At 63.5% G+C, this 19,728-nt stretch carries 11 protein-coding genes; 6 read left to right on the top strand and 5 right to left on the bottom strand.

The window, feature by feature from the left end; all coding sequences use genetic code 11:
* Positions 1 to 163: 163 nt before the first annotated feature.
* The 3 genes from H0241_RS15130 to H0241_RS15120 all read right to left on the bottom strand — a co-directional run bounded on the left by H0241_RS15130 (position 164) and on the right by H0241_RS15120 (position 4,580).
* A complete protein-coding gene (locus tag H0241_RS15130; protein WP_407941746.1) occupies positions 164 to 1,234 on the bottom strand; it encodes a D-alanine--D-alanine ligase family protein in 1,071 nt (356 codons plus the stop codon).
* A 222-nt stretch (positions 1,235 to 1,456) separates the two neighbouring features.
* Positions 1,457 to 3,511, bottom strand: a complete 2,055-nt coding sequence (locus tag H0241_RS15125; protein ID WP_181058460.1) for a bifunctional aldolase/short-chain dehydrogenase — start codon at positions 3,509 to 3,511, stop codon at positions 1,457 to 1,459.
* A gap of 97 nt (positions 3,512 to 3,608) precedes the next feature.
* Positions 3,609 to 4,580 carry a sugar-binding transcriptional regulator gene (locus H0241_RS15120; protein ID WP_181058459.1) on the bottom strand — a complete coding sequence of 324 codons (972 nt, stop codon included), beginning with the start codon at positions 4,578 to 4,580 and terminating at the stop codon, positions 3,609 to 3,611.
* Between the two features lie 190 nt (positions 4,581 to 4,770).
* Between H0241_RS15120 and H0241_RS15115 the strand changes: the two genes are divergently transcribed.
* From H0241_RS15115 to H0241_RS15090, 6 genes are all read left to right on the top strand, one after another.
* Positions 4,771 to 6,411 carry an acyl-CoA synthetase gene (locus H0241_RS15115; RefSeq protein ID WP_181058458.1) on the top strand — a complete coding sequence of 547 codons (1,641 nt, stop codon included), beginning with the start codon at positions 4,771 to 4,773 and terminating at the stop codon, positions 6,409 to 6,411.
* A 426-nt stretch (positions 6,412 to 6,837) separates the two neighbouring features.
* Complete coding sequence (locus H0241_RS15110) at positions 6,838 to 7,443, top strand: TetR family transcriptional regulator (RefSeq protein WP_181058457.1); 606 nt, start codon at positions 6,838 to 6,840, stop codon at positions 7,441 to 7,443.
* Positions 7,444 to 7,498: 55 nt separating this feature from the next.
* Positions 7,499 to 8,638: an efflux RND transporter periplasmic adaptor subunit gene (locus H0241_RS15105; protein ID WP_181058456.1), complete on the top strand. Its 1,140-nt coding sequence runs from the start codon at positions 7,499 to 7,501 to the stop codon at positions 8,636 to 8,638.
* Positions 8,639 to 8,886: 248 nt separating this feature from the next.
* The gene (locus H0241_RS15100; RefSeq protein WP_181058455.1) at positions 8,887 to 12,024 is read left to right on the top strand and encodes an efflux RND transporter permease subunit; all 3,138 of its coding nucleotides are present in this window, start codon (positions 8,887 to 8,889) and stop codon (positions 12,022 to 12,024) included.
* A gap of 117 nt (positions 12,025 to 12,141) precedes the next feature.
* Positions 12,142 to 13,635 carry an aldehyde dehydrogenase family protein gene (locus tag H0241_RS15095; RefSeq protein ID WP_181058454.1) on the top strand — a complete coding sequence of 498 codons (1,494 nt, stop codon included), beginning with the start codon at positions 12,142 to 12,144 and terminating at the stop codon, positions 13,633 to 13,635.
* Positions 13,636 to 13,823: 188 nt separating this feature from the next.
* On the top strand, positions 13,824 to 15,179 hold the full coding sequence (locus H0241_RS15090) for an LLM class flavin-dependent oxidoreductase (RefSeq protein WP_181058453.1): 1,356 nt from the start codon (positions 13,824 to 13,826) through the stop codon (positions 15,177 to 15,179).
* A 62-nt stretch (positions 15,180 to 15,241) separates the two neighbouring features.
* Here the strand turns inward: H0241_RS15090 and H0241_RS15085 are convergent, their stop codons facing one another.
* Positions 15,242 to 16,951, bottom strand: a complete 1,710-nt coding sequence (locus H0241_RS15085) for an APC family permease (protein WP_181058452.1) — start codon at positions 16,949 to 16,951, stop codon at positions 15,242 to 15,244.
* Positions 16,952 to 17,204: 253 nt separating this feature from the next.
* Positions 17,205 to 19,574, bottom strand: coding sequence for a DUF1989 domain-containing protein (locus H0241_RS15080; RefSeq protein WP_181058451.1), 2,370 nt, complete (start codon positions 19,572 to 19,574; stop codon positions 17,205 to 17,207).
* Positions 19,575 to 19,728: the final 154 nt, after the last annotated feature.

The following is a 19,728-nucleotide window of genomic DNA, read 5'->3' as shown; positions in this document are numbered from 1 at the left end:
GACCTTATTCCAGCTGGCGCCTTCCTCTCCCTCCGGAGGGGGGAGAGGTGGCGCCGCGAAGCGGCGACGGAGTGGGGGAAGGCGCTCATGAAACGCGCACTCGTCGAAAAACAGGCACAACCACCAAGCACGAAAACTCAGGCAAGCAGTTAAAGCTGCCCTTTCATCGTGGCCGCCCCGCGCGCGCCAGCCCGTGCGCCATAAGCCGGTCGATGACTTCGGTATAGCTGACGCCGCTTGCCGCCATCGCCTTGGCGTACATGCTGATGTCGGTGAAGCCAGGGATGGTGTTGAGCTCGTTGATCACGAACGTCATGTCCGGCATCAGGAAAAAGTCGACGCGTGCCATCGCATCGCAACCGACGGCTCGGAAAGCTTTTGCCGCCATGGCGCGCATGGCTGCCTCGACCGCCGGCGGTAGTTCGGTCGGCACGATCAATGCGGCGCCAATCTCGTCGATATATTTGGCGTTGTAGTTGTAGAAGCCGTGGCTTTCCGCCGGCACGATCTCGCCCGGCCGCGAAACGAAGAGCTTGCCTTCGGGGCTCTCCAGCACGCTGAATTCAATCTCTCGGCCGCGAACGAATTCCTCCGCCAGCAGTTTGCGATCATGCTGGAAGGCATCTGCCAGCGCCCGGTCGAATTCCTGGCTGCCATTGACCTTGGCAACGCCGACCGACGAGCCCTGCCGTGCCGGCTTGATGAACAGTGGCAGGCCGAGTTGATCTTCCAGCGCAGCGAGGGGAGGGACCGCACCCTCCTCGATCGTCACCGAGCGGGCGACGGGCACACCGGCCGCCTTCAGCAGCCGCTTGGCGATGTCCTTGTCGAGTGCAGTGGCGGACCCCAATATGCCGCAGCCGGTGAGCGGCACGCGCGCCACCTCGGCCAGCCCTTGCACCGCGCCGTCCTCGCCATGCAGGCCGTGCAGCACCGGGAACAGCATATCGATATCAGGCAAGTCGTGCGGCGCGCTATTAGCGGGGATCGCCAGCATCCGTCCATGCCCGCCAGGCACCAGGCAGATCTGCGTCCCATCAGACGGCGTCGCCAGCGCGCCATTCTCGAAGCTGCTCAGCAGCCATTGTCCCTCGCGGCTGACGAAGATGGGAACGGCGTCGTATTTCGCCGGATCCAGCGCGGCCATCACGTTGGTCGCTGAGAGCAGCGAAACCTCATGTTCGGCGGAGCGCCCGCCGAAGAGCACGCCGATACGAAGTCTTTTCGCTGCCATGGACAACTCCACCAATGATCAGGGTTGGCGCTCGCATGCGAAACACATGGTGCCCCCTAAACTGGTAGAGCAATAAGCGAAGGATTGGAGTGGGATTTTGACCGGTTCGAGCAGTTTTTCAGCACGAAGTGCGAAAGCGATTTTCAGCCTGCAGTCCGTTAAGACCGGGAGGTGGAGCGGTTCGCCATTTTGGTGAAACGATGAACCGCTCCAGTTCTATCTTTAGCGCAGTGCCGCCGCGATGTTGCCGCCGTCGACGGTCGTCACGTCCGCAGTGGTGCGCTCAGCCAGCGCGTGGTGCAGGAAGGCCTGCGCCACGTCTTCGGCGGTCACTTCCTGTCCGAGCAGATTGCCAGACATGTATTCCTTCTCCGACAGGCCGCGCGCGCCGGAACGGCTGGCGATCATGGCGTCGGTCAACAGGCCGGAGCGGATGCGGTCGGCATTGACCGCGTTGGAGCGGATGCCATGCGCGCCGTAGTCCAACGCATATTGCCGGGACAGGAACAGCGTCGCCGCCTTCGGCACGCCATAAGCGCCGAATTTCGGACCGGGATTGACCGCCTGCTTGGAGGTGTTGAACAGAAGCACACCACCGGTACCCTGTTCCAGCATGATGCGGACCGCGTTCTGCGCCGCCGATTGATGGGCGAAGAAGTTGAGCTCGAAACTCTTGCGCAGGAGAGAGTCGTCGAGTTCGCCGATCCTGCCTTCCCAGGCCGCACCCGCATTGGAGACCAGAATGTCGACGCCGCCATAGACGGCGACCGCTTTGTCGAAGGCGGCGCGCATCTGTGCGGGGTCGGTGATGTCGGCGCCGACGCCGATCGAATTGTTGCCGGCCTGTTTGGCGGCTTCCGCCGCCTTCGCCGCGTCGAGATCGACGACGACGGCATGGGCGCCATTGGCGGCAAACAGCTTTGCCGTCGCTGCACCGATGGCGCCGGCGCCGCCGGTGATCAGCACCACCTGGCCGGTCAGCGGCTTCGGCTTGTTTGAGGCAAGCTTGGCCTGTTCCAGCGACCAGTATTCGAGCGGGAACAGATCGGCCTTAGACAGCGGATAAAAGCTGCCGACGGCCTCGGCGCCGCGCACCGCCTCGATCCACATCTCGCCGACATCCGACGCGATCTTCGCATCCTTCAGCGTCCGGCCATGGCCGAACATGCCGAGGCCCGGCACCAGCGTCAGACGCGGCATCGGGTCGAGCATGGTGCGCTTCACGTCGTCGAGCGCGTCATTCGTTTCGAAGTAGGTGCGGTAGTCGTTGGCGAAGGCGTCGACATGGCTCTTGATGACGGCCTTGTAGTCGCCGGCCCTGTCGGCATCCGGCGCCGGCACGGCCATCGGCCCGGTCTTGATGCGGATCGACAGGTCGGGCGTCGAGACACCGCGCCCGGCATAGTCGGCAATCGCGGCCGAATTGATGAAATCGACGATGGCATCGGATGTGCGGAAGTCGCTGATCATGCGGTCGAAGCGGCCCTCGCCACGCGATACCGCCACAGCGCCGCGCAGTGTCGGCGCGATGGAGGCAGGGGTCGCAAGCGTTGCCGGCAGCGCTGCCCTGGCCGGCTGCGGCTTGCCGTTCTTGGCGACATACTCTTCCGCCACGTTCACATAGTGGATCATGCGATCGTAGGCCTGCCTGGCATCGTCGCCGAAGGTGAAGATGCCGTGCTTGTCGAGGATCAGGCCCTCGACGCTAGGGTCGGCGTCATAGACATCGGCCGCCACCTTGGCGAGGTCGAAGCCCGGCTTGATGTAGGGAACATAGCCCATCCTGTTGCCGAACACGGTCCTGATCAGCGCCTTGCTGTCCGCCTGGTCGACGATGGCGAGGATCGCGGTCGAATGCGTGTGGTCGACAAACTTGTGCGGCAGGAAGGCGTGCAGCAGCGTCTCGACCGAAGGATTGGGGGAGGCGGGGTCGATCAGGTTCGCCCGCTGCAGCGCCACCATATCCTCATCGGCGAGGGTGTCCAGCGCACGCGCTTTCAAGAGCGCGCCCATCTTCACCGCCGGCAGGCCTTGCGGCTCGATGACGCCCATGTCCCAGCCGCTGCCCTTGACGCACAGCACATCCCATTCGTCGCCGACGAGGTCGGTCGCCTTGGTCTTGCACGACGTGTTGCCGCCGCCATGCAGCACCAGCCGCGGCTCGCCGCCGAGCAGCCGGGTCGTGTAGACGCGCAGCGCGAGGTCGCGGGCAACGCCCTTTTTCGCATAATCGGCAACCAGCTTTTCGGCCTCGCCATCATTCCAAAGGTTCTTCATATCGCTTTCGTCCGCTTTGCTGTCTTTGTTGTGTTGGTGTGAACAGGAACGCCGCGACGCCTTGATGACAATGCGCCGGCTGCAGGGATTTCGTTTGTCAGGAAGCCTTTTTTGCCCCCGCACTGGCTCCGGCATGGTCGAGCAGCCGCCGCGCCATGCTGGCACCGACGACCAGATGCGTGCAGAGCCCGCCGGCGAGTGCGGCGAGCAGCGGTTCGAACTTGCTGTCCTCCTGCACCACCATCAGCCGCTTTTCGATCTGTCGCAGTGACGACAGGGATGCCGAGATGACGCGGCGGTTGTAGCTGCAGTCGAGCGCCTTGCCGGCGGCATCGATGATCTGGCCGGCGATGACGCCGGCGGCACCCAACTCGCGCAACAGGGTCATCTCGCCGGCGCTCAGCGCGCCGCATTTGACGACATGGCAGTCGGCATCGACGGTGCCGACCGAATAGAGCGCCAGATCGCAGTTGCTGATATTGGCCAATTGTTCGCGGATCACCGGTTCGGCGCGCAGCCCATGCGCCAGCAATTCCGTCGTCAGCACCAGCGGCGCGTAGAAGTTCAGCCCCTTGGCGTTGAGCCGGCGCGCGATTTCCATCGTGCATTGGTCGGGTCTGTAGGAATAGGGCGCGCCGAGATTGCCGCAGAGCTGCACCACGGTGACGTCCTGCAGGTCGGCATAGGACATGATGTCGGCGATGGTATAGACGGTGCGGCCCCAGGCGACGCCGATGCGGTCGCCTTTCTTCACCAGCTCCAGAAAGACGCTCGCCGCCAGCACCGCAATGTCTGTCGACGGATCGAGGACATAGTCGTTCTCCGGCGCGATCCAGACGGCATCGAGCTTGAGCGCATCCTCGAGCTTGCGCGCCAGCACATCGTCAGTAAACAGCTGCGTCGAGGTCGAAATGTTGACGATGCCGGTCTCGCGCGCCTTGCGCAGATACATGGCGACCGAGGCGCGGGAAATGTTAAGCTGGCTTGCGACCTGGTCCTGGCGCAGGCCATGGGCATAATAGAGCCAGGCGGCCTTGTGGATAAGCTGTTCTGCCGGTCGGATCGCCATGCCGTCTCCTCGGCTGACATTATTCACGGCTCTCGACAAAAGTCAAATTGGCGTGGGTACGCAGTACCTTCTTGCCCGCAAAATCTGGATGATCATTGCGCCAAATGCGTCCGGTCGGGAATCGCTGATGGTGACGTGGCCGGAACCTGTGGTTAGAAGTTCTCAACAAAGAACATTCGGGGAGGACGGGATGGGCAATGCCTACGATCAGGATCTCGGCAAGAACGCCGCCAATCATCAGCCGCTGACGCCGCTCACCTATCTGGAGCGGGCGGCGAAGACCTATCCCGACCATGTCGCCATCATCCATGGCAGTCAGCGCATCACCTATCGCACCTTCTGGCGGCGCTCGCTGAAGCTCGCCTCGGCGCTCTCCAAGCGCGGCATCGGCAAGGGCGACACGGTCACGGTGATGCTGTCCAACACACCGCCGATGCTGGAGGCGCATTTCGGCGTGCCGATGACCAAGGCGGTGCTGCATTCGCTCAACACAAGGCTCGATGCTGCTGTTATCGCCTTTCAGCTCGACCATGCCGAGACCAAGGTGCTGATCGTCGACCGCGAATTTGCCGCCGTCGTCAAACAGGCACTGGCGCTGGCCAAGGTCAAGCCGCTGGTCATCGACTACGACGATCCCGACTATGCCGCCGATGCGCCCTATCCGAAGGGCGAGCGTATCGGCACGATCGATTATGAGGATTTCGTCGCCGACGGCGATGCGGACTACGCCTGGTCGATGCCCGACGACGAGTGGGACGCCATCTCGCTCAACTACACCTCCGGCACAACAGGCAATCCCAAGGGCGTCGTCTACCACCATCGCGGCGCTGCCCTGATGGCCTACACCAACACCATCCATGCCGGCATGGCCAAGCACGCCGTCTATCTCTGGACGCTGCCGATGTTCCACTGCAATGGCTGGTGCTTTCCGTGGACGCTGGCCGTCCAGGCCGGCACCCATGTCTGCCTGCGCTGGGTACGGCCGAAGCCGATCTACGATGCCATCGCCGATCACGGCGTCACCCATCTATGCGGCGCGCCGGTCGTCATGTCGGTGCTGATCAACGCCAGGGACGAGGACAAGCGCCACTTCCCGCAGACGGTCACCTTCAACACCGCGGCCGCCCCGCCGCCGGAAGCCGTGCTGTCGGGCATGGCCGATGCCGGTTTTGCCGTCACCCATCTCTATGGACTGACCGAGACCTATGGTCCGGCGGTGGTCAACGAGTGGCACGGCGCCTGGGACGATCTCGACAAGGGATCGAAGGCGCAGAAGAAGGCCAGGCAAGGCGTGCGCTATGCCGCGCTCGAAGGCCTGACGGTGATGGACCCGGAAACGATGCAGGAGACGCCGGCCGACGGCGAGACCATCGGCGAGGTCATGTTCCGCGGCAACATCGTCATGAAGGGCTATCTCAAGAACAGGAAGGCGACAGACGAGGCCTTCGCCGGCGGCTGGTTCCATTCCGGCGACCTCGGCGTCATGCACCCGGACGGCTACATCCAGCTCAAGGACCGCTCCAAGGACATCATCATCTCCGGTGGCGAGAATATTTCCTCGATCGAGGTCGAGGACGCGCTCTACAAGCACCCGTCCGTAGCGTCCTGCGGCGTCGTCGCCAAGGCTGACGACAAATGGGGCGAGGTGCCGGTCGCCTATGTCGAGCTGAAGCCCGGCAAAGCGGCGAGCGAGGCCGAGATCATCGACCACTGCCGCGCGCTACTCGCCCGCTTCAAGGTGCCGAAGGCAGTGATTTTTGCGGAGATGCCTAAGACGTCGACAGGGAAGATCCAGAAGTTCCGGCTGAGGGAAATGGCGAAGGGGGCGTAGGCCGCCCATCGCGTTGACAATTTGCCGCGGGCCTTCGTGCCTTCGTCATCCTAGGGTGGAGCAGTCGCGCAGCGACGTCGCGGAAACCCTGGGATCCATGCCGTGACCTTGCGGCCGTACTCCGACGGCAGAGGATGGCTGCTGCTCGCTGATCAGCGTAACACATTGATCTGCCTCACTCTTTGATCGGCGTCCCGGCATGGATCCTAGGGTCTGCGCCGCGTCGCTTCGCTCCTTGCTTCGCCCTAGGATGACGACGGGACAGGGGTCGTTCGCCAACCTTCGGTGTGACGAACTGCGCCACTCGCAACTGTCACCATCTGTCACCAATTATACGCGTACGTCGATTCCGCGTTGACATCCCGCTCTTTTGGATTTACGACTGACGAAAATTGAAATTCGTCACTCGTTAATTGACAGAGAGCTATGTCCGAAGCCGCCAACATCATAGTCGACGCCGCCCGCCAGGAGAATGTCACGCGCATTCTCGACTGTGCCGAGCGCCTGTTCCGCCACTATGGTTACGGCAAGACCAATGTTGCCGATATCGCCCGCGAACTCGGCATGTCGCCGGCCAACATCTACCGTTTCTTCGCCTCCAAGGTCGAAATCCACCAGGCCGTCTGCGGCCGGATGCTGCTCGCCAGCTACAATATGGCCTACGAGATCTGTCGCCTGCCGATCAGTGCCGAGGAGCGGCTGCGCCGCTACGTGCATGCGCAGTACAAGATGACGCTGGAAGTCATGCTCGACGACCAGAAGGTCCACGAGATGGTCATCGTCGCGCTCGAGCGCGACTGGGGTGTCATCGACAAGCATATCGACAGCATCCACGACCTGTTTGCCGAGGTGATCCGCGAAGGCATCGAGGCCGGCGAGTTTGCCGACCAGGATCCGGTCATCGCATCGCGCTGCTTCGGCGCCGCCACCGTCATTCTGTGCCACCCGCAAATGGTGGCGCAATGCCTTGCCAAGACCAATCGGGCGATGCCCGACGACCTCATCGATTACGCAATCAAGGCCCTGAAATAGCCGCCGCCCGCCGGGCGCCGGTGTCGACCGTTCATCTCCAGTCGGGAGTACGAAAGTGTCTTTGTCCAGTTCCATCATCCGCAAGCTGCCGGTTGCCGGCCTGATCGTCGCCACGCTCGGGCTCGCCGCCTGCAGCCAGGAAAAGACCGAGGTCCAGGACATCATACGCCCGGTCAAGGTGGTCGAGATCGGCCAGGCCGAAAACAGCCGCGAACTCGCCTATTCCGGTTCGGTGCGCGCCCGCACCGAAATGAACCTCGGCTTTCGCATCTCGGGCAAGGTCACTGAGCGCCTGGTCGACATCGGTCAGCACGTGACCACAGGTGACGTGCTCGCCCGCATCGATCCCACGGACTATGAGCTGTCGGTCAAGAGCGCCAAGGCCAGCCTCGATGCCGCCGAGCGGCAGGTCGAGACGGTCGATCTGACCAGAAAGCGCGCCGAGCAGCTTTTTGCCAAGAACTTCACGTCCAAGTCGCAGCTCGAGCAGGCGACGCTGAGCTACAATCAGGCGGTGGCTACGCGCGATGCCGCCCGTTCAACCCTTTCACAGGCGCAGAACCAGGTCGTCTACACCGATCTCAAGGCGAGCGAGAATGGCATCGTGACTGCCGTCTCCGCCGATGTCGGCCAGGTGGTCGGCGCCGGAACCCCGGTGATGACGGTTGCCGTCGACGGCGAAAAGGAAGTGCTGATCGCGGTTCCCGAAATGGACATCGCCGCCTTCAAGCCGGGCAAGGATGTCACGGCCAGCTTCTGGTCCGACGATGCGCTGAAGCTCTCGGGCAAGGTGCGTGAAGTGGCCGGCAGCGCCGACCAGCAGTCGCGCACATTTGCCGTGCGTGTCTCGCTGCCCGACGATCCGCGCGTGCTGCTCGGCATGACCGCCAACATCGAGGCTTCGGTGGCCAAGAAGCAGGAGATGGTATCGATCCCGCTCAGCGCGCTGGCCGAGAAGGATGGTCGCAAGATTGTCTGGACCGTCGACCGCGCCGGCGAGACGGTGCACGAGCGCCCGGTCAAGGTAGCGGAATTTACCGCCGACGGCGTCAGTGTCGCCGACGGGCTGAAGCCTGGTGATGTCGTCGTTGCCGCCGGCACGCAGTTCATGACCGAGAATCTCAAGGTCAAGCTGACCGGCGACGCGGTGCAGGCCGCCTCCGCGGAAGGCGACGCCGCAAAGGCCCTGCGCTGAAGGCAGACGCATGAAGCCGGCTTGATCATCGCTTCGGCGAAAGGGCAGGCCAAGCAATTCAGGGTTTCCGGGCGGCGAGCGCCCGATGGTCGAGACGCCAGGTCGAGTTCCCCCGCATCGATCCACGCGTCCCACCGCGATGAGAGTCTCTCCCGCTCGGAAAGCCTCGCCGCCCGGAAGCCAGCATCGGAAATCCCCATGGCATGCCAAGCGCATGCCCGTACGATCAACGAATTGGACTGACGCCGATGACCACCACCAACGACAGTGAAAAGCGGCCTTTCAATCTTTCGCGCTGGGCCATCGGCCATCCCTCCATTGCGCGCTTCCTGTTCGGTCTGATCATCATCGCCGGCGGGCTCGGCCTGATGCGCATGGGCCAGAAGGAAGATCCCGATTTCACCTTCCGCGTCATGGTCGTCCAGGCGATCTGGCCGGGGTCCTCGATCCAGGAGATGGAGGACCAGGTCGTCAACAAGATCGAGCGCAAGCTGCAGGAAACGCCGCATCTCGATTTCGTTCGTTCCTACACCCGCGCCGGCAGCGCCATCATCACCGTTCAGATCAAGGGGGACACCAATGCCTCGGAGGTGAAGGACGCGTTCTACCAGGTGCGCAAGAAGGTCGGCGACATCTCAGGCGACCTGCCGCAGGGCCTGCTCGGCCCCTATTTCAACGACGAATTCGGCGACACTTTCATCACGCTGCATTCGATCAGCGGTGACGGCTATAGCTATCCCGAGCTGAAGAAATTCGCCATCCAGGCGCGCGACATGCTGTTGACGACGCCAGGCGTCGAGAAGGCCGTCATCATCGGCGACCAGCCCGAGAAGATCTATATCGACATCTCGTCCAAGGCGCTGGCCGAACGCGGGCTGACGCTGACCGACCTGCAGAACGCCATCAAGGGCCAGAACAATGTCGACCCGGCAGGCTCGGTCGACACCGGCCTGCGCTCGGTGCGCATCTCGGTTGAGGGCGATGTCACCAAGGCCGCGGACATCAGGGAATTGCGGCTGCGCGCCGGCGGCCAGGTGACGCGTCTCGGCGACATCGCCACCGTGTCCTCCGGCCTCGAGGATCCCTATCAGCGCAAGTACCGCTTCAACGGCCACGAAAGTGTCCAGGTCGGCGTCGTCATGGCCAAGGGCTTCAACGTCACCGATGTCGGCAAGGATGTCGAGGCGACCTACAAGCGTTTCGAAGAGGCGCTGCCTTATGGCGTTTCTGTCGACCAGATCTCCGACCAGCCGGAAGTCGTGCGCGATGCGGTGAAGGAGTTCATGGAGGCGCTCGGCGAGGCGCTGCTGATCGTGCTGGCCGTCTCGCTGCTGTCGATCGGCTGGCGCTCCGGCCTGGTCATCGCCATCGCCATCCCGCTGGTGCTGGCAGCGACCTTCGCCATCATGTACGAGCTCGGCATCGACCTGCAGCGCATTTCGCTCGGCGCGCTGATCATTGCGCTCGGCCTGCTGGTCGACGACGCCATGATCGTCGTCGAGATGATGGAGCGCAAGCTGGAGGAGGGGCTGGTCAAGATCGAGGCGGCGAGCTTCGCCTACTCCTCGACCGCCTTCCCGATGCTGACCGGCACGCTGATCACCACCGCCGGCTTCATCCCGGTCGGCTTCGCCGCCTCGACCGCCGGCGAATATGTGCGCACGCTGTTCTATGTCGTCGGCATCGCGCTGGTCGTGTCGTGGTTCGTCGCGGTCTATTTCACGCCGTGGCTCGGCTATATGATCCTCAAGCAGCGCAAACATGCCGGCAATCACCACGACGCCTTCGACACCCGCTTCTACCGGCGGCTGCGCGCCACGGTCGGCTGGGCGGTGCGCCACCGCATCATCGTGCTGGTGATGACGCTGGTCACCTTCGCAACCAGCCTGTGGGCGTTCCAGTTTATCCCGCAGAACTTCTTCCCGCAGTCCTCGCGTCCGGAAATCCTCGTCGATCTCTGGCTGCCGGAAGGCACCTCGATCAAGGAGGTCGAGACGCAGGCCAAGGCGCTGGAAGCGAGGATGATGGATGACAAGGACAAGCGCTTCATCGCCACCTATATCGGCGAGGGCGCGCCGCGCTTCTTCCTGCCGCTCGACCAGCAATTGCGCAACCCGAACTTTGCCCAGCTTCTGGTGATGGCCAATGACGAGCCGGCACGCGAGAGGTTGATCCTCAAGCTGCGCTCCGTCCTGGCGCAGGACTTTCCCTCGATCCGTTCCAAGGTCGATCGTCTGTTCCTCGGACCGCCGACCGGGTGGCCGGTGCAGATGCGAGTCATGGGTCCGGACCGCCAGGAGGTGCGCCGCCTCGCCGATCGGGTGAAGGCCAAGTTCGTCGAAAATCCGCTGCTTGGCGCCATCCACGACGACTGGCTGGAGCCGGTGCCGGCGATGAAGCTGGTCATCGACCAGGATCGGGCACGGGCGCTCGGCGTCACCTCGCAGCGCATCCGCCAGATGCTGCAGGCATCGATGTCAGGTGCGCCGCTGGATGATTTCCGCGACGGCGAGGAGACGGTGTCCATCGTCGCCCGCGAACCGGACGCCAGCCGCAACCTGCTGTCGTCGGTCGACTCGGTCTATATCCCGACCGATTTCGGCGGCTTCGTGCCGCTGTCGCAGGTGGCCAAGGTGGTGCCGGTGCTCGAGCAGGGTGTCGAATGGCGCCGCGACCGCCTGCCGACCATCTCGGTGCGCGCCACGCTGCCGGACGGCGTGCAGTCGAACGACGTCGTCACCAAGCTCTACAACGATATGCAGGGCATGCGCGCCGGCCTCGCGCCCGGCTACAAGATCGAGATCCAGGGCGGTGCCGAGGACTCTGCCGAAAGCCAGGCCTCGATTGCCGCCAAGGCGCCGGTCATGCTGGCCATCATCGTCGTGCTTCTGATGATCCAGCTGCAGCATTTCGGCAAGGCGATGCTGGTGCTGGCCACCGGCCCGCTCGGCATCATCGGTGCTGCGGCGGCATTGCTGATCAGCGGCGCGCCGTTCGGTTTTGTCGCCATTCTCGGCGTCATCGCGCTGCTCGGCATCATCATGCGCAACTCGATCATCCTGGTCGACCAGATCGACCAGGACATAGCCCGAGGCATGGAACGATCAGAGGCGATCATCGGCTCGGCTGTGCGCCGTTTCCGGCCGATCGTGCTGACGGCGATGACGGCGGTGCTGGCGCTGATCCCGATCTCGCGCGCCGTGTTCTGGGGCCCGCTCGCCTACGCCATGATGGGCGGCATCCTGGTTGCCACCGTGCTCACCATCCTGGTGCTGCCGGCAGGCTATGCGCTGTTCTTCGGCCGCGAGCCGAAGAAGGCCAAGGAGCCGGCGGGCGAGGCTGTGCAGGACAATGAACAGCCGCAACTCGCCCTGGCAGCCGAGTGATCCCCGCTGGCGCATAGGATGCGCTCTTGGAAAGATGCTACAACGCCGTACGTTTGACGTGCGGCGTTGTGGCGTTCCGGCGGCCATGGTGCCCCACCTTTCGCGTGGAGGATGATCATGACCCTGGCCCAGACCTCGATCGCCCTGCGCCTGCCGATCGACGGACGCCATCGGCAGATGTTCATCGACGGTGCCTGGGTTGATGCCCGCTCGGGCCAGACCATGGAAACCCGCAATCCGGCGACCGGCGCGGTGATCGCCACGGTGCCGCGCGGCGACCGTCAGGACATAGAATTGGCAGTGGCCGCGGCGCGAAAAGCCTTCGAAGGACCGTGGAGCCGGTTCAAGCCCTATGAGCGGCAGGTGCTGCTCCTCAAGATCGCCGACCTCTTCGAAAAGCATTGGGAAGAGATCAGCCGCTCCGACACCACGGACATGGGCATGCCGATCGTGCGCACGCGCGCCAACCGCAACCGCGTCATCGGCATGTTGCGCTATTACGCCGGCATGGCGACGGCGCTGCATGGCGAGACCATCGACAATTCGCTGGCCGGCGAAATCGTCTCCTTCACCCGCAAGGAGCCGGTCGGCGTCGTCGGCGCCATCATTCCATGGAACGCGCCGACCGCGGCGTCGGTCTGGAAGATCGGCCCGGCGCTCGCCACCGGCTGCACCATCGTGCTGAAACCGTCGGAAGAGGCGCCGCTGACGCCGCTGCTGATCGCCGACATCATGAACGAGGCCGGCGTTCCCGCAGGGGTCGTCAACATCGTCACCGGCACCGGCGCCGAGGCGGGTGCCCCACTTGCCGAGCATATGGGCGTCGACAAGATCGTCTTCACCGGTTCGACCGCGACCGGCCAGTCGATCGTACGCGCCTCAGCCGGTAATCTGAAGCGCGTCTCGCTCGAGCTCGGCGGCAAGTCGCCGGTCATCGTCTGTGCCGATGCCGATCTCGACAAAGCGGTGCCGGTGGCAGCGATGTCGGTGTTCGCCAATTCCGGCCAGATCTGCATTGCCGGCTCGCGCCTGTTCGTAGAGCGCTCCATCCATGACGAGTTCGTCGCGCGGCTCGCTGCCTATGCCGAGGGCCTCAGGATCGGTGACGGCATCGACCCGGCAACCGAGATCGGCCCGCTGGTTTCGCTGCGGCAGCTCGAACGTGTCACGGGCTATCTCGAAGCCGGCGCTGCCGAGGGTGCCAAGCTAGTCACCGGCGGTACCCGCCTGACGGAGGGCGCGCTGGCGGCCGGCAATTTCGTCGCGCCGACCGTCTTTGCCGGCGTCTCCGACGACATGAAGATCGCCCGCGAGGAAATCTTTGGGCCGGTGATTTCGGCGCTGCCCTTCGACACGCTGGACGAAGCGGTCGAGCGCGCCAACAGCACACCCTACGGCCTTGCCGCCGGGGTCTTCACACAGAACGTCGCCACGGCGCACCAGCTGTCGCGAAAAATCCGCGCCGGCTCCGTGTGGGTCAATACCTACCACGCCATCGATCCGGCGGTGCCCTTCGGCGGCTACAAGATGAGCGGCTATGGCCGTGAGGGCGGCGCCGAGCATCTCGGCGAATATCTCAACACCAAGGGCGTGTTCATCAAAATAGATTGAACGGCACCCGTAGGAAAATGCTCCGCAACAAGGGTTTTGCAAAACAGAATTCCTTTCCAGCACGGCAAAGCCGTCCGATCTTGGCGATATATCGGAGCGGTAGCATGATCCCAAAAAGTGGGTACCGGTTTTTGGAAAAGATCATGCTCCAATAAAGGTAGAGCTCGTCCACCTCAGGTGATCATCCCATGGCAGACAACAAGCAATTGCGGCTCGGCGCCTTCATGCGCCCGGTCAGTCTTCACACCGGCGCCTGGCGCTACCCCGGCTCATATCCCGACGCCAACTTCAACTTCGCCCATCTGAAGCGCTTCGCGCAGACGCTGGAAGCGGCCAAGTTCGATGCCTTCTTCATGGCCGACCACCTGGCCGTGCTCAACATGCCGATCGAGGCACTGCGGCGCAGCCATACGGTGACCTCGTTCGAGCCGTTCACGCTGCTGTCGGCGCTCGCCGCCGTCACCGACCATATAGGCCTGGTCGCCACCGCATCGACGACCTTCGACGCGCCCTATCACATCGCTCGCCGCTTCGCCTCGCTCGACCATATCAGCGGCGGCCGCGCCGGCTGGAACATCGTCACCACATCCAACCCCGATGCCGCGCTGAATTTCGGCCTCGACGAACATGTCGAGCACGACGAGCGCTATCACAATGCGCGGGAATTCTACGATGTGGTCACCGGGCTGTGGGACAGCTTTGCCGACGACGCCTTCATCCGCGACGCCGAAAGCGGGCTCTATTTCGATCCCGCCAAACTACATGTGCTCGACCACAAGGGCGAGCATCTGTCGGTGCGTGGCCCGCTCAACATTGCGCGTCCGGTGCAAGGCTGGCCGGTCATCGTTCAGGCCGGCGCCTCGGAGGCGGGGCGGCAACTGGCGGCCGAAACGGCGGAGGTGATTTTCGCCGCCCACAGCGATCTCGCGGCCGGACAGCGCTTCTTTGCCGACGTGAAAGGGCGTGCGCAAAAGCTCGGCCGCTCGCGCGACGACATCAAGATCCTGCCCGGCGCTTTCGTCATCGTCGGCGACAGTGTCGAAGAAGCGCAGGCCAAGCGGGCGAAGCTCGACAGCCTGGTCTACTACGAGAGCGGCATTGCCTCGCTGTCGATCGCGCTCGGCCATGACGCGTCCGGCTTCGATCCCGACGCGCCTCTGCCCGAAATCCCCGAGACCAATGCCTCGAAGAGCGGCCGCGAGCGCGTCATCGAACTGGCGCGCCGGGAGAATTTGACCGTCCGCCAGCTGGCGCAGCGGCTCGGCGGCTATTCCGGCCTTGCGTTCGTCGGCACACCCAAAACCATCGCCGACGCGATGGAGGAATGGTTGGTTGCCGAGGGATCCGACGGCTTCAACGTCATGTTCCCCTATCTGCCCGCCGGGTTGGACGACTTCGCCGAGAAGGTGGTGCCCGAGCTGCAGCGGCGTCGGCTCTTCCGGCGCGAGTATGAGGGCACGACCTTGCGTGAGAATCTCGGCCTGAAGCGGCCGCCGAACCGGTTCTTCGAAGGCGAGGAAGCGGCGGTTCGTAAGGCCGGCTGACGCTTCAGCGCAAAAGGAAACGGGCACGCCGAAGCGCGCCCATTCATTTCAAGCCGTCATTTTCAGATGACGAAGTACCAGTTGGCGAGCAGCATCACCACCACGCCGGCGACCAGCGTCAAATAGGGCAGCATGCCAGCTTTCTTGACCGAAAGGTCGGCGCCCGCCATGCCGAGATCGGCCAGCATGTGGTCGGGGAACTTGCCCTTGTCCTGGACGTAATGCCGGTAGCAGAACACCGGGATGATCAGGGCCGCGGTGATCAGGCCGGCCCACAGCGCCATCGGGTTCCACACCTTGGCGCCGGCGCCCATGAAGATGGCATTGACATAGGCGAAGATGGCGCCGAGGCCGAGCAGCCAGCTCGGCGCCTTCCACGGCCGATTGATGTGGCCGTTGTCGATGCGGTGGATCCAGCCGGCGTTGAGGTTGAGGAAGTTGAAGATGATGTAGCCGCAGTTCGACACGGCGAGGATGAAGAAGAAGCTCGTCGCGTCGGCCGAGGCGATGGCCAGCACGATCAGGTTGAAGACGAGATCCGTCCACATGGCGCGGGTCGGTGCGCCGTGTTCGTTGACGTGGCTGAGATAGCGCGGCAGCCAGCCGTCGACCGAGCCCTGATAGAGCGTGCGCGAAGAGCCGGCCATTGCCGTCATGATGCACAGCACCAGCGCCAGGATCATCAGCATCACCAGCAGGCTGTGGATGAGCGCGCCGCCGCCAACCATGCCGGCCAGTGCATCGGCGACGCCCGAGCCGTCGACGATCGGCGTCGCCAGCATGCCGTTCAAGCCAAGCACACCCTGGAAGGTGAACGGCACCAGAATGAACAACAGCATGCAAAGCAGGCCGGAATAGAAGATCGCCTTGAATGTGTCGGTGCCCGGGTTCTTGAACTCCGACGTGTAGCAGACGGCCGTTTCGAAGCCGTAGGTCGACCATGCGGCGATGAACATGCCGCCGAGAACCAGCGTCCAGCCGGCAATGTTCCACGAGCCAGGCTCCGGCGCATAGGCGGCGGCGAGCGGCACCAGCGGCGAAAAGTTCGCCCAGTTGATCTGGCCGGTCACGATCGGCACGACGCCGACGATCAGCATCGGGATGATGACCAAGAGGCCGATGTATTTCTGCACATTGGCGGTGCCGAGAATGCCGCGATGCTGGATGGCGAAGATGATCAGCATCAGCACCGCGCCGATGAAGAAGGTTGCGTTGAGGGTGAAGGAGACAGGACCCAGCGTGTGGCTGAACAGCGTCCAGTTGCGGATCGCCGGCGTGGCCGCCGCGGTCACCGCGGCGATGGCGTCGGCAGGCGCCGTTCCGGCATGCGCCGCGATATAAGCAACGACATCCGGCGACGCATCGGTGAAAAGCGGCACTGGCGCCAGTGCGTTGAGGATATAGGCGGCGGCGATCGAGCAGCCGAGCGACAGCACCGGCGACCAGGCGAACCAGTTGCACCACACCGACAGCGGCGCGATGAATTTCGAATAACGCAGCCAGGCGGTGGCGCCATAGATCGAGGCGCCGCCGGACTTGTTCGGGAACAAGCCAGCGATCTCGGCATAAGTGAAGGATTGCAGGAAGCCCATGATCATGGAGGCGATCCAGATCCCAAAGGCTAGCGTTCCCGTCGTACCGGCAATGCCGCCGATCGAAAACAGGACCAGCGCTGGGACGCCGCTCGCCACCCAGAAGGCGCCGCGCCAGTCGATGTTCCGGTGCAGCTTGCCTTCCGCAGGCTGCTCCAGGGCCGTGCTTATCGTGCTCATGTCTGTGAATTCCCCTTTTCGCTGTTCCCGCCGGCGATGCCTCGACTGCGCGAAGCTTGTTCCCCCGGCACATGACCGTCACGACTCCGGTGTTTCCACTCAGTCGTATTTTTTTCTTAACAGTGAAGATTGATCCGACGCGCTTTCACGTCAAGCGATTTGTGATGTCGTGCACATCACGCTTGCGAAACAGGACCAAAACGACGTCGGCAACAGCCGGCGAAGCAGTTCGGTCAGGCTTTGACAGCGACCGTCAGGAGCGTGGCTTGGTCTTCTGCGGATCGTAATGGGCGAAGGCCACCACGCGCGCCGGCAGCCGCTTGGCATGGCCGTCGAGCTTGCCGATCTCGACCTCTGTGCCGATGGCCGCATGGGTGACATCGAGCCTGGCCAGCGCGATGTTCTTGTTCAGCACCGGCGAGCGCATGCCCGAGGTGACGACGCCGATCTGGGCGCGGCCGACATGGACGCAATCGCCGTGGCCAACCGTGACATTGCTGTCGATGTCGAGCCCGACCAGTTTATGCTGCGGGTGTTCCTTGCGGCGGATAAGCGCCTCGCGGCCGATGAAATCGTCGGTCTTGGTCTTCAACGGCACGGTGAAGCCAATGCCGGCCTCGAACGGGTCTGTCTGGTCGGAAAACTCGTAACCGGCGAAGATCAGCCCAGCCTCGATGCGCACCATGTCGAGCGCCTGCAGGCCCATCGGCTTCAGCCCATGCGGCTGGCCGGCTTCCCAGATGGCGTCGAACACTTTCTCGGCGTCGCGTGGATGGCACCAGATCTCATAGCCAAGTTCGCCGGTATAGCCGGTGCGCGACACCACGACCGGAATGCCGTTGCCGCCGCCAATGCGTGCGACGGCAAAGCGGAACCATTCGAGCTCGTCGATCGACGGCTGCAGCGGCGAGGTCCAGATCACCTCGCGGAGGATGTCGCGGCTCTTCGGCCCTTGCACGGCGACATTGTGCATCTGGTCAGTGGAGGAGCGCACCAGCACGTTGAGGTCAAGTTTTTTCGCCGTCTCGCGCAGCCATTCGCCGGACAGATCGTCGCCGCCGACCCAGCGGAAATTGTCCTTGCCGAGTCTGAGCAGCGTGCCGTCGTCGATCATGCCGCCATGCTCGTAGCACATGGCGGAATAGACGACCTGGCCGACGCCGAGCTTCTTGACGTCGCGGGTCAGCGTGTACTGCAGCAGCGCTTCGGAATCCGGGCCGGTGACCTCGAACTTGCGCAGCGGCGACAGGTCCATGATCACCGCGTCCTGCCGGCAGGCCCAGTATTCGGCGATGGGGCCCTCCTTGGCGAAGGAATTGGCGAGCCAATAGCCCCTGTATTCGGCGAAGTTGCGGGTGTGTTTGGCGAAGGATGAGTGGAAGGCGGTCTCGCGGGTCATCTTGGGTTCCGAATCGGGCGTCATGCGTCTGGCGATCGCTCGCGAGAATTTGTGCTGGCCGGAATAGGTCCGCACATGGATGTCGGTGAGGTCCCAGCCATTGGCCGGCGTCGTGTCGTCGGGGCAGGCTGAGGAGACACAGACGATGTCGGTCAGGGCTCTCAGCAGCACATAGTCGCCGGCCCGCGACCACGGCTCGTCGGACACCATGACGCCATGAGCGTCGATCGCCGTGTTAAAGAAGAAGTTGATCGCCATCCAGCCGGCGCGGGCATTCACGCCTTTGTCCGAAAGCGCGCGGTTAAAATTTTCCGAGCAGTTGGTGTGGCCGGGATAGCCGATGTCGTCATAATATTTGGCAGCGCACGCCAGCGCGAACGCGTCGTGCCGACCGCACGTGTCCTGCACCACCTCGACCAGCGGCTCCATGTCCTGGTCGTAGTACTTCGAGTGCAGGCCGGGCATCGGATAGCTCGACCCCATCAGCGTGCGCGTCGTCGTCACGTCAAGAGGATGGTCGAGGCCCTTGTCCAGCTTGCGGGCCGAAAAACACTGGAAGTCGGTGCATTGGCGGCCATCGACGTCGATGATCTGCAGATAGTCGCCCGCCTTGACGAAATAGGATTCGGCGGTTGCGGAATGGACGCGCAAATCGAGCACCGGCTCGGCGAGCGGATCGGCCAGCTGGGATTTCGATTTCAGGCGCACGGTCGCGCGGCGTACGATGACGGTGAGCGGCGTTGCCGTATCGTGGCCATCGACCAGCATCGGCCCGCCGGGCGCTGCAATTAGCACAGCAGCGTCGCGCGCGACGGTGAAGGCCTGTTCCGTGCCAGCCGGCGTGGCGCCGCCGAACACGCGCACGGCCTTGGGCTGGTCGAGCTGCACCTGGCGGCGCTCGAGTCCACGGCGCACGGACGCGAGACCGTTGTCACCGTCGGCGAGCAGCGCTTTGATCCCGGCGGCATTGCTGTTGGATTTCTCGCCGAGGATCGAAGGATCGGTCACGCCTGATTTGTCCCAGGCAACGAGCTCGCAGGCCTGCCCACCCTCGATATTGCGGACGGTAAATGTATCGCCGGTCTCGACCTCGATCAGCACCGCGCCATTGCCCTGTATCGTATACCGCTCCATGCCGGGCGGCAGCGCGATCTGGCCGGGCCTCAGGATCAGGCTCGGCCGGGGCGGTCCGGCTGTCACTGTGGGGTAGGGCGACTGGCTCATCTCAGCCTTGCGGTTAAAGAAACAAGTTTGCCTGTGTGTAAAATTACTTTAGCAGCAAGAATAGCAGCGCGGTCGCGTTTGGCAAGGCGAAGGTGACGTAAGCTCCCCCTTCTCCCCCTGTGGGAGCAGGTGTCGCCGAAGGCGACGGATGAGG

The sequence above is a fragment of the Mesorhizobium neociceri genome (assembly GCF_013520985.1).
GTDB lineage: Bacteria > Pseudomonadota > Alphaproteobacteria > Rhizobiales > Rhizobiaceae > Mesorhizobium > Mesorhizobium neociceri.
The sequence above is the reverse complement of the archived record's forward strand: the minus strand, read 5'-3'. Positions and strand labels throughout refer to the sequence as shown.